This is a genomic window from Faecalibacterium sp. Marseille-Q4164 (genome assembly GCF_017377545.1).
GTDB classification, from domain to species: Bacteria; Bacillota; Clostridia; order Oscillospirales; family Ruminococcaceae; genus Faecalibacterium; species Faecalibacterium duncaniae.
In genome coordinates this window covers 19,109-30,307 of sequence record NZ_JAFREJ010000024.1, presented here as the reverse complement: position 1 = coordinate 30,307, position 11,199 = coordinate 19,109, and the positions used below count along the sequence as shown (strand labels likewise).

At 53.0% G+C, this 11,199-nt stretch carries 13 protein-coding genes and 1 pseudogene; 11 read left to right on the top strand and 3 right to left on the bottom strand.

The features are described from left to right. The first annotated feature begins 426 nt into the window (after positions 1–426). The 10 genes and pseudogenes from J3352_RS13355 (at position 427) to J3352_RS13310 (ending at position 7,786) form a co-directional block, all read left to right on the top strand. Positions 427–849 (top strand): RNA polymerase sigma factor, encoded by a 423-nt coding sequence (locus J3352_RS13355; RefSeq protein WP_044927992.1) that lies wholly within the window; start codon positions 427–429, stop codon positions 847–849. Between the two features lie 508 nt (positions 850–1,357). Beyond that, on the top strand, positions 1,358–1,561 hold the full coding sequence (locus J3352_RS13350) for a hypothetical protein (protein ID WP_044927990.1): 204 nt from the start codon (positions 1,358–1,360) through the stop codon (positions 1,559–1,561). Between the two features lie 133 nt (positions 1,562–1,694). After that, positions 1,695–1,871, top strand: coding sequence for a hypothetical protein (locus tag J3352_RS13345; protein WP_165483719.1), 177 nt, complete (start codon positions 1,695–1,697; stop codon positions 1,869–1,871). 89 nt (positions 1,872–1,960) lie between these two features. Next, the gene (locus J3352_RS13340; protein WP_156066966.1) at positions 1,961–3,469 is read left to right on the top strand and encodes a recombinase family protein; all 1,509 of its coding nucleotides are present in this window, start codon (positions 1,961–1,963) and stop codon (positions 3,467–3,469) included. A 65-nt stretch (positions 3,470–3,534) separates the two neighbouring features. Then, positions 3,535–4,314: pseudogene (locus tag J3352_RS13335) on the top strand (FprA family A-type flavoprotein); the annotation flags it as partial. Between the two features lie 161 nt (positions 4,315–4,475). Further along, positions 4,476–4,799: a thioredoxin gene (gene trxA, locus J3352_RS13330; protein WP_156066969.1), complete on the top strand. Its 324-nt coding sequence runs from the start codon at positions 4,476–4,478 to the stop codon at positions 4,797–4,799. A 14-nt stretch (positions 4,800–4,813) separates the two neighbouring features. Next, the gene (gene trxB, locus J3352_RS13325; protein ID WP_156066972.1) at positions 4,814–5,743 is read left to right on the top strand and encodes a thioredoxin-disulfide reductase; all 930 of its coding nucleotides are present in this window, start codon (positions 4,814–4,816) and stop codon (positions 5,741–5,743) included. Positions 5,744–6,310: 567 nt separating this feature from the next. Beyond that, positions 6,311–6,820, top strand: a complete 510-nt coding sequence (locus J3352_RS13320) for a ferritin (RefSeq protein ID WP_015536768.1) — start codon at positions 6,311–6,313, stop codon at positions 6,818–6,820. Between the two features lie 124 nt (positions 6,821–6,944). Then, positions 6,945–7,103, top strand: a complete 159-nt coding sequence (locus J3352_RS14540; protein WP_143405660.1) for a nitrous oxide-stimulated promoter family protein — start codon at positions 6,945–6,947, stop codon at positions 7,101–7,103. Between the two features lie 68 nt (positions 7,104–7,171). Continuing rightward, positions 7,172–7,786, top strand: a complete 615-nt coding sequence (locus tag J3352_RS13310) for a class I SAM-dependent methyltransferase (protein WP_156066975.1) — start codon at positions 7,172–7,174, stop codon at positions 7,784–7,786. 176 nt (positions 7,787–7,962) lie between these two features. On the opposite strand, the gene J3352_RS13305 is transcribed toward J3352_RS13310, so the two are convergent. From J3352_RS13305 to J3352_RS13295, 3 genes are all read right to left on the bottom strand, one after another. Then, complete coding sequence (locus tag J3352_RS13305) at positions 7,963–9,300, bottom strand: FMN-binding protein (protein WP_156066978.1); 1,338 nt, start codon at positions 9,298–9,300, stop codon at positions 7,963–7,965. 467 nt (positions 9,301–9,767) lie between these two features. Then, complete coding sequence (locus J3352_RS13300) at positions 9,768–10,271, bottom strand: hypothetical protein (protein ID WP_097839449.1); 504 nt, start codon at positions 10,269–10,271, stop codon at positions 9,768–9,770. A 121-nt stretch (positions 10,272–10,392) separates the two neighbouring features. Beyond that, the gene (locus J3352_RS13295) at positions 10,393–10,725 is read right to left on the bottom strand and encodes a helix-turn-helix domain-containing protein (protein WP_005921759.1); all 333 of its coding nucleotides are present in this window, start codon (positions 10,723–10,725) and stop codon (positions 10,393–10,395) included. A gap of 232 nt (positions 10,726–10,957) precedes the next feature. Between J3352_RS13295 and J3352_RS13290 the strand changes: the two genes are divergently transcribed. Further along, positions 10,958–11,152 (top strand): DUF3873 family protein, encoded by a 195-nt coding sequence (locus J3352_RS13290; protein WP_197036547.1) that lies wholly within the window; start codon positions 10,958–10,960, stop codon positions 11,150–11,152. Positions 11,153–11,199: the final 47 nt, after the last annotated feature.

Sequence of the window (11,199 nt, the reverse complement as noted above, 5' to 3'; positions counted from 1 at the left end):
TGACGGGCAGAGGATTTCGTGTGCTTTCCTATATCACTGACGATACGGCGGTTTTGAGAAATCAGAGCCGCCGTTTCTTTTCGCCCCCCTAAACCAACGACGACCTAACACCGTGTAAATCCACGGCGGCATATAGGAGGATTGCCGCCGTGTCTATCTTTGCCTTTTTTCACAGTGCCCATGACCTACATCAGTTAAAAAAAGCATAGCCCCGCCTCCGGGTTATTCCGGCTATGTATGCGAAATTTGTTGGAACCTTAACTATTATGTCATTTCATGCGTCCGTGTGGCTTCATGCCGCCCGGGCGCTTTTGCGTTCTTATGGGGCGGCTTCGGGTCATGTTGGCCCGAAGCCATTCCCCGGTGCCGCTCCCCGCCGCCTTCGTTTCGGTCACTCGTCAACCAACAACCGAAACGGAGGTCAATATGGCTATTATCAATTTGCGGGACTATTACCCATTCTATACATCGGATTGCTTCATGGAAGTATCGGAAGAAGTTGCAGAAATGTTCAAAGAGTTTGATCGTAAAGAGGCTGCCTACCGGCTGCGTACATACCGCCACAAAGCCTACTATTCCCTTGATCGGGATGACGGGCTGGAGCATGAAGCTGTCTTTGTCGCCTTATCTCCCCATGAACTGTATGAGCGGAAAGTGACCATGCAGGAGCTTCATGCGGCGATTGCCAGTCTGCCGAACAAACAGGCAAAACGGATTTACGCTCATTTCATTCTCGGCATGACCAAACAGGATATTGCCCGGGCAGAGGGCGTCCATGAAAAAGTGGTTCGTGTCGCAATCGAGCGAGGTCTGCGGCACTTAGAAAAAATTTTGAAAAATTCTTTGTAAGGCGTACCGATTTAGGCCGGAAAATGAAATGGCTTATGAGAGGCAAAACACTTCGGGTCACAATGGCCCGAGGTTCAGACAAGCCTCATGCAGATTGAAAATTGAATAAAAAGACACCCGGATACGAAGGGAAACGCGCTGTGTGACAGACCCGCCATGACCTCGGATTTCAGAGAATACAGTCTTTGTAAAACTGAGCAAGCGAACAGGTCCATGCCATAGGTGGGGAAAGGCTGGCTCCACCGGAACAGGCGCAGAACCCGGATACTTGCGTTTAGTCACAGTCCGAGCGTTGAAGCGGCCTTGCAAGCCGTGAGCCGTCGCAGGCAATGAGAACGCCTTGCCATCAGAATGGGGAGAGTTGAAATACTATGGGGCATGAAGCCTATGCCCGTCCGGTGTGTCTGAAATGAAGTGAAAACCTATGGGGAGCCCCCGGCAATGCTGTCTGATGATAGGCCAACCAATCCGGCGTGGCTCCCCATCTTTTCAAAAAAAGGAGCACTTTATGGGAAATGCGTTTGGAATGATCCCCGGCTTGGAACCGGACGAATGGAGCAATGACGCCTGCCGTGGTTATGTCATTATGGCAATGGAGGACTGCGGATTTTCAAAGAAGGATATACGGCGTGTTGTGGGGCAGCTTTATGAAGTATTTGACCTCAACAGCGTGGAGGACGCCAAAGAAAAGTACCATTCCAGTCCTTACTGACCTCGGGTCACATCGACCCGAAGTGGAGAAAGCTCAAAGGGCGACACCTGCTGGGTGCCGTCTTTTGACATTTCCCCACGGGACAAGTGGGAAAGGCAGGCATATACACGCACTTTCGCAAAGGAGGTTTTCAATGACGCAAGCTGTCACTTATGAACGAGAAACAAAGTCTGTCGCATTTCAAGGGAAGATCATTGTGCTGGAAAGCCTCACGCCGGTACTTCCCCCGAAGGAGAAAGCACAGCGCAAAAAAGAAATTGAGCGTTGTCTTTATGAGGTGTTCCGCAAATATGGAGACAGATTTCCCTAATCATTCGCAACATTGTTGTCCGGGGCTGCTGATGGTATAATATAGTTGTAAGGTTGGTAGCTCCATTCCAACAAGGAAAGGAGCCCAATATGGAATTTATCAGAGAAGATTGTATTTACGCAAGACAGTCAGTAGACCGCAAGGACAGTATCAGCATTGAAAGTCAGATTGACTTTTGCAAGTATGAATTGAAGGGTGGGAGTTGCCGGGTATTCAAGGACAAAGGCTATTCCGGTAAAAATACGGACAGGCCGGAGTTTCAAAAGCTGTTGGGCGAGATCCGCAAGGGAAAGGTCAGACGGGTCATCGTGTATAAACTGGACCGTATAAGCCGCTCTATTCTGGACTTTGCAACGATGATGGAGCTGTTTCAAGAGTACGATGTGGAGTTTGTATCCTCCACGGAAAAGTTTGATACTTCGACCCCGATGGGCCGGGCTATGCTGAATATCTGCATTGTATTCGCCCAGCTTGAACGTGAGACAATTCAGAAGCGTGTCACAGACGCCTACTATTCCCGGTGCCTTAAAGGCTTCCGCATGAGCGGGCAGGCACCATACGGTTATCAGTTAGAGCCTACTGTGGTAGAGGGTATCCGCACAAAGAAAATGGTTGCCGACCCCGTAGCCGCCGACCATGTTCGGCTGATGTTTGAAATGTACGCTGAACCGGAAACCTCCTTCGGAGATATTACCCGATACTTCGAGGAACATGACATAAAAATTTATGGCAAATCCATGTTCCGTACATTTCTTTCCCAGCTTTTAAGAAACCCCGTTTACGCACAGGCCGATTTGGAGCTGTACGAATTTTTCAAGAGTCAGGGTGCAGCGATTGTCAATGACGCTTCTGACTTTGCCGGAACAAACGGCTGCTATCTCTATCAGGGGCGGGATGTGAAGGAGGACAAGGACAGGTACTTAAAAGACCAGATACTTGTTATCGCTCCCCATGAAGCACTCATTTCCTCTGACACATGGCTGAAATGCCGGAAAAAACTTATGGCAAATACCACCTTCCAGCAGGGACGGAAACCGAAAAATACTTGGCTGGCCGGAAAAATCAAATGCGGGCATTGTGGGTATGCTCTGAAAGCCACCCATGTACCAAACAGCACCGGCTATTTCCGCTGTACCAAACGGACGGAAAACAAAGGCTGTCCGGGCTGCGGGAAAATCCGCAAAGAAGAATTTGAGCAATTCATTTTCTCGGCCATGCAGGAGAAGTTCAAAGACTTTCAGATACTCCACGGCAGGGAGGAAAAAGTCAATCCGAAGCTGACCGCCTATCAAGTGGAGCTGGCACAGGTGGAGGCAGAAATTGAAAAGCTGCTGGATACGCTGACCGGAGCCAATGCGACCTTGCTTGCCTACGCCAACAAAAAAATTGAAGAACTGGACACCAGACGCCAGACCATTTCAAAGGCAATCGCCGAATTGAGCGTTGAAACCATATCTCCCCAGCAGATAAAGAAGTTGTCCTATTATCTCGACAACTGGGACAGCATAGATTTTGACGACAAAAGAAAAGCCACCGATGGTTTGATCTCTACGATCAAGGCCACCAGCGACCGTGTTCAGATAGAGTGGAAAATCTGACATTTCCGCTCTATCGCCCCTCATTTCTATTTTATCTTGTTTGTACCCCTTGTACACCGATGTTTTCCTTGGGTTTGCACCGGCTGCGCTTTCTGCTGGCGCCGATGGTACACTGGCCGGAGGTGATGACGGCGTATGAGGAAACGGAAAAAATCCTGTTCTCGGCGGATGCCTTCGGACGCTTTGGCTCACTGGAACGGACTGCCCGTGCCCCCTGGGTGCCGCAGGCCCGACGGTATTATTACAATATTATCGGGAAATATGGCGCACAGGTGCAGGCTCTGCTGAAAAAAATCTCCGCGCTGGAGATCAAAACGATCTGCCCGCTCCATGGCCCCATGCTCACAGAAGACTTGGGGGAGTACCTGCGGCTCTATGATCTCTGGTCACAATGGAAACCGGAAGAACCGGAGGGCATCCTGATCGCTCACGCATCCATCCATGGAAATACTGCCCATGCGGCGAAGACCCTCAAGGGTAAATTAGAGAAAAAAGGCGTACAGGTCAACATCTGTGATCTCACTGTGTCAGATCTTTCCTACGCTGTTGCCAGTGCGTTCTACTGCGGGAAGTTGATTTTAGCCAGCGCCACCTATGACGGAGAACTGTTTCCGCCCATGAGGGAGTTTTTGGAACATTTACGGACAAAGGGATTCCGAAACCGCCGGGTTGGCCTTATTGAAGACGGCTCTTGGGCACCTGCTGCCGCGCGGCTGATGCGCACCAAATTGGAGGAGATGAAGGATATCCACCTTTACGAAACGGTAGTGTCTCTGCGTGGTGCATTGAACCAAACCAGCGAAGCGCAGATGGACGCTCTGGTGGCTGAGCTCTGCGCAGAATAAGCTGCAATAAACCGCAGCTATTTTCGTACAGATGATGGTCTTACTCATCTGCTTTATGTCCCAAGGGCAGAGTACCGTCATCTCAGGTTGAGGTCACGATGTGGTGTGGGGCGAGACCGGAGTCTTGAGAATACCCAAACAAAGGAAAGGAGCTGACAGATATGGCAGCTATGAACATGAATCAGGAGCAGTTTGAGCAGGCGATCCGGGAGAAAAAGCCCGTTTTGGTGGATTTCTGGGCGCCCTGGTGCAGCTACTGCCGGAGGATCGACCCCGCGTATGAGAAGATCGGAGAGGAATACGCGGACAGCCTCGCCGTCGGCAAGATCAACATTGACGAGGAGCCGCGGCTGGCGGGGGCCGAGGGAATCGAGGACATCCCAACTCTGGTGCTGTACCGGAACGGAAAGGCCGTGGATTCCATCATCGCGCCCGGCTCAAAGGCAGAAATCGACCGTTTCATTCAGGAAGCCTTGGCGAAATAACGGAGGGTTCAGATATGAACAACAATCATGTTTATGATATGCTCGTGGTGGGCGGCGGCCCGGGCGGCTACACCGCCGCCCTGTACGCGGCACGGGCGGGGCTGGACACCATCGTGCTGGAAAAACTGTCCGCCGGAGGGCAGATGGCCCTGACCGAGCAGATCGACAACTACCCCGGCTTTGAGAACGGGATCGACGGCTTCTCTCTGGCGGAGAAGATGCAAAAGCAGGCGGAGCGTTTTGGGGCACGCAGCGAATACGCGGAAGTTCTCCGCATGGATCTGACGGCGGTTCCCAAGCTCGTGGAGACCAGCGAGGGGATCTTCCGGGGGAAAACCGTGGTGCTGGCCACCGGCGCAGATCCCAGAACGCTGGGCGTTGCCGGAGAGACGGAGCTGTTGGGCCGGGGCGTGGCCTACTGCGCCGCCTGCGACGGGATGTTTTACAAGGGCAAAACGGTGGTCGTGGTGGGCGGCGGCAATTCCGCCGCGGCAGATGCCCTCCTTCTCAGCCGCGTGGCGAAAAAAGTGATCCTCGTCCACCGCAGAGACACCCTGCGGGCCACCAAGAGCTATCACGAGCCGCTGGCACAGGCCGAAAACGTGGAATTCCGTTGGAACAGCGTCGTTTCCGCGCTGCTTTCCGGGGACAGGCTGACCGGCGTCCGCCTGCGGGACACCGTCACCGGTGAGGAAAGCGTGGTGGACTGCGACGGCGTATTTGTCAGCGTGGGCCGACAGCCCGCCACGGCGCTGGCGGTGGGTCAACTGGAGCTGGACGGCGGCGGCTATATCGTGGCCGGAGAGACCACGGAAACCAGTATTCCCGGCGTTTACGCCGTGGGCGACGTGCGGACGAAGCCCCTCCGTCAGGTGGTCACCGCCGTGGCGGACGGCGCGGTGGCAGTCCACATGGCGGAAAAATATATCGCGGAAAACCGATAAGGGAGGTAGATTGAAAAAGCCATGTTTAAGGTCAGGCCGGATACGACCGCAGTGGGGATGCCGACATATCTGCAAGGCAAACTGCCAAAGTGATGGCAGATAAGATAACCCATGTAAGATCGGGAGATATGTTGTCTCTCCATATCCAGTCCACACAACAGTGAGCAACTGAACACAAAGCACAGCCACAGATGTACTCTGCGGCTGTATTTTTATGCGTAGTATACCGCGTGACAAGCGGTTTTACTGTGACGGCTTCACATAATTTGAGAAAATCGGCTTCGAGGCAGCTTTTGGAGCACAAGCCCTTTGTGGTTGTTGACAGAGAAAAAAATATAGGTATAATAAAAGCAAAATAATAAGATTCACTCTTGCATTTGGAGAGTTGGCGGTATGCCAAAATACGCAGAGGAGATATTGACCGCCGTAACGGAGCTGCAGCAGCATCCCAAGGCGGAGCAGGTGTTCCTGGAGCTGAAAAGGGAGCATCCCAGCATCGCTCTGGGTATGGTATATCTGCCCCCATGCCGGGAGCAGGAAAAGACAATCTTATGGAGGAGAAGTATCATGAACGCTAACGTATCTCTTCTGCTCAACGAGCAGATCAATAAGGAGTTCTACTCCGCCTATCTGTATCTGGACTTTGCCAACTACTACGCCGCCGTCGGACTGGACGGCTTTGAGAACTGGTACCGGGTACAGGCGCAGGAGGAACGGGATCACGCCATGCTGTTTTGTCAGTATTTGCAGAATAACGGCGAGGGCGTCACCTTTGAGGCTATCGCAAAGCCGGAGTGGGAACGAGGCGACCACATGGCCCCGCTGAAAAGAGCACTGGAACACGAGATGCTGGTCACCGCCAGCATCAATGCCATCTACGCCGCCGCATACGAGGTCAGGGACTTCCGCACCATGCAGATGCTGGACTGGTTCATCAAGGAACAGGGTGAGGAGGAGAAGAACGCCGCTGACCTCATTACCAAGATGGATCTGTTCGGCGGTGACAGCAAGGGGCTGTATATGCTAAACAGCGAGCTGAAGGCACGGGTCTACACCGCGCCCTCGCTGGTACTGTAAGCCCCGCGTGTCTGCGGGCTTTCGCATCAGGCAAAAGGCAGACTGCATACAGGTGGCCTGCCTTTTCTTCTACCAGATGGTTAAAGTTGACTAACTATGTATAAAACAGAAAGGACTTCAGAACTTGAACAAGGAAAAGGAGATCGAAACCGTTACCCTCATGGTGCGCCGGTATTGTTGTGGCGTGCATTGGACAAGGGGAGAGGCGCTTTGTCCGGCGTGCAATGCACTGCTGGAATACGCCAGAGAGCGGCGGGACAGATGCCTGCACGGGAAAATTTAGTGGCACTTTGAATCCTTTCCGAGAGGCACAATGCGGCAAAAAATAAAGAAGAGATAAGGGCAACGGCTATGAAAGAACGAAAGACCTTCTGGGACAAAAATGCCGGTCGTTACGACCGCTTTATGCGAAAGGATCGGGCGGCATACGAAGAGATGTATAAGCTGATCCGGTCGGTGGTGAAAGCCAAAACGGTGCTGGAGCTGGCGACCGGCACGGGACTGATTGCAAAGCACATTGTGAACGCGGCAGCGCACATCGAGGCGACGGATGCCTCCGCGGAGATGATTACCGAGGCCAAGCGTGATAACCACTCTGCCAAGCTGCACTTTTCCGTGCAGGATATGTTCCGCCTGCCCTATGCGGATAAGTCCTTTGATGTGGTGATCGTGTCCAATGCGCTGCACATCGTGCCGCAGCCGGAAAAAGCCCTGCAAGAAATCAAGCGGGTGCTGAAAGAGGACGGCGTGCTCATTGCGCCGACCTTCACCCACGCGGGGAACTCGTTTTCCGGCAAGGTCAAGGCATTTTTCATGAAGCTGGCGGGCTTCCCTCTCCACAGCAGATGGACGAGCGAGGAATACCTGCGTTTCCTGCGGCAAAACGACTGGACGGTGCGGAAAAGCGCTGTCCTGAAAGCCTCGTTCCCATTAACCTATGCCGAATGTGTGAAATCGGAGGGATAAGATACAATCAAGCCATACAAGAGATACGAGGGAGGCAAGGAACATGTACGATATCTGTCTTACCGTTTCAGCATGGTGTATCATCGGCCTATTGGGTGTTCTGTTTATAAGCAGCGCCCGCCGGGAGATCTCCCGGCGGGCGCTGCTGTGTTCAGAGGAACGTTATTTTTCTTGCCTTACTTTGCGGCATCCACCAGCACACCAACGTAGCCGGCAGTATCCACCAGCGTGGCACCGGAAACGGCGTCCACAGCCTTTTCATCTTTGCTCAGAGCCTCGGCGTCGGCAATGCTCATGCCGTTCACGTGGTTCTGGATGGCGTCGTAGTTGGCATCCAGCGAAACGGTGGAACCAGCCTTTTCGGCCATCATCTTGCTGTAGTAATCGGCGTTGACCCGCTTGGACATCAGCACCTTGCCCTCGGCGTAGCCTGCGCCGAAGTCAGAATCGGAGTTGGGCACACCGACGACCCCGGCGTCCGAACCGGCAAACTGGAACTCGTCAATGTAGCTCAGCACGATGGTGTCCCCGGCGGTGGCAACAGCGCCGGAGGTGAAGCACTTGGTGCCGTGTGCGGCCCCATAGACCACATTCAGCTTCAGGTCCTCGGAGCTGCCGTTGAACTCCACGGCCTGCGTGGTCTGGGCGTTTTTGGCGGCATCCACGATGGCAGAGAGATAACCGGCGGTATCCACCAGCGTTGCGCCGGAGACGGCGTCCACAGCCTCGGCACCCTTGGCGGCTACATCCTCCAGCTCGGAGATGGTCTTGCCGACGGCAAAGTTCTGGATGGCGTCGAAGTTTGCATCCAGAGCGACCGTGGAGCCGCCCTTTTCAGCCATCATTTTGCTGTAATAATCGGCGTTGGCCCGCTTGGACATCAGCACCTTGCCCTCGGCGTAGCCTGCGGCAAAGTCGGAGTCGGAGTTGGGCACGGCGGTCACGCCTGCATCGGTGCTGGTGAACTGAAAATCGTCGAGGTAGGCGGCGAGGATGACGTCATCCTTCACCACAGCCACCGCTTCGGTGAAGCACTTGGTGCCGTGGGCGGCAGCATAGGCCTGACCGATCTGGATGCCGCCTTCCACCGGGACGATGGCGGCGGGCTCGGCGGGGGCTGCGGCAGCAGAGTCGGCGGGGGCCTCTTCGGCCAGCTCCACACCCAGTGCGGCGGCAACAGCCTTCCGGACAGCCTTGGTGGTCACCGTGGCACCGGCAACGCCGTCGATGGCGGGGCCGTTGGCGGCCACGACCTGCTTGGACAGCTCTTCCAGTGCAGCGCCGCCGATGTTCTCGGTCTCCTGTGCACCTTCCAGCTTGCAGTCGGTAACAGTGCCATTGGCATCCACGGTCAGGGTGGCGGTGACAGCACCGCCAAAGCCGTCGGCAGAGCCGGTCTTGGTCGCGCTGGCAGCGGTGGAGCTGCTGCTGCCGCCGCAGGCGGCCAGAGAGACGCCAACAACGAGGCTCATGGCCACGGCAGCGCTCAGTTTGCGGATGATCTCCTGCTTCATGGGTCTTTCCTCCAGAGAAAAATCGGTTTGTGTTCGGTCCCCAGAAAAGGTCATATCTTTTCAGGGATGTTTACAAAAGATAACATATTTTGTGAGGTGCTGTCAAGAGATTTTAGCACATACTTCGTGAAGAATGATAAATTGGTGTCAATTTGTGACGCTGACTGTATACGAAGCGAACGGACGGTCTACGCTGTTAGTAATTCCTGAATGGAAACCAAGCAAGCAGTTTTGCCACTTTCAGCCCCAGTTCGTACTTCAATATTACTATGTTTTGGAAATCGGCACAACCATATAACCGTCTTTGATGAAACTGTTTTTGTTTCATCGATGACATTGTACCGGCAAGCAGTGCAGACGTATATACATCTGCTTATTTTGCGTTGCAAAACGCTTGTTGGGGAATGCCCCAAGCCCCTTTAATCTGCATTTTCCAATGCAGGCTGCGCATCCCTTCGGGACGCTTTTTACCCCGTGATGTGCTCTGGGTCGTTCAAAACTTGCATGAGGTGAGAAGCGGCTTCTGCAAGAGAATCGTACTTCATCTGTTCAGGAACAGGCGCATCCAGAAGCGTAATGCCCCATTTCTGCATACATTCCGCAAGCTCCTTCTGCGCCAGCAGTGCAGCCTCCCGGCGCATTTCCGGGGAAGTGTTTCTGTCCAGAACGTAGGCAGTATTAAATCTGCCGTTGCGATCTTCCGTCAACTGCACCATGGAGTAGTGTTCCTCCCAGTAGTGGCAGTACCAGACTCTGCCGCCGATGTTCGCCATGTCATGATGCAATTCTTCTTCGCTGCTCCATTGTGGAGTTTCGGACAAAATGCGCTCCAGTTCCGAAAGAGCCTGCTGTTCTTCGTCCGATAACTTCTGACGGTGACATTCACGGTATAGGTCGTTCTGCCAATACGGACTCAGCTTTCCATTCCGGGCATCTTCCATTGCTTCTTCGATATTGGGTAGGATTGTCATGTCGTTCACCTCAAACACTCACTGTTAGCGTTATATGCACGCTTATAGTGTTGATTATAGACTATTTGAGGGCAAAAAGAAAGAGCGTCAGCACGTTTGCTGGCGTTCTTTGACATAGGTGTTATTTTGTAATATAGGGAATGTTGTCGGTGTATGCATTCAGAATGTCAATGGCAGCTTTCTTCTGCCCCGGTGTGAGCTGGCTCAGCTTTCTGCTCAGTTCGTCATCTGCCACATGGGATGCGGATGGAACGGAATCCCGGATCAGCACATCAGCAGATACGTCCAACACCTCTACGATTCGGATAAAGGTTTCCAGTTTGGGGATTTTTACTCCGCGCTCTAAATCTCCAACATAATTTGCCGACAAATCGACCCGTTCTGCAAACTGTTCAATCGTCCAGCCTTTTTCCTTGCGCTGTTCTCGTATTCGTTGACCCAAAAGCGTATTCATAGCGACCTCACATTCTAATTGTGTTTGTTACACACAAATAGCATACCTGTCGCAATTTTTGTTATACACAATCCAATAGCGTTTGTTCAACGCCAGTTGGACGCTTTTGGAACGAAAAATTTTTGTGCGTATCTTTGGTCAAAAAAGCAATGGTCTTTTGGGACGGTACATGGTACAATAGCAAACGTTGTGCCCCTTGGCACATGAACGAAGGTAAAAGGAGCTGCTGAACGTGGATACGATCTATCTGATGCCCGGTGAGGAACGCTGCGTTGATTTTCGAGATGCCAATGGAGTCCCGAAGGTACACTACACTTACTGTTCCATCCGTGGCAAACTTTTCAACTGCACCTGCTGCACAAAGGACGAAGCCCAGCGGCTGTGTGAAGATTGGCTTATAAAACAGGACCGCTGCTACATAAACTAAAAAAGCCGCCGAGGACGCTTCCCAAGTAGGAAAGCACCTCGGCGGTA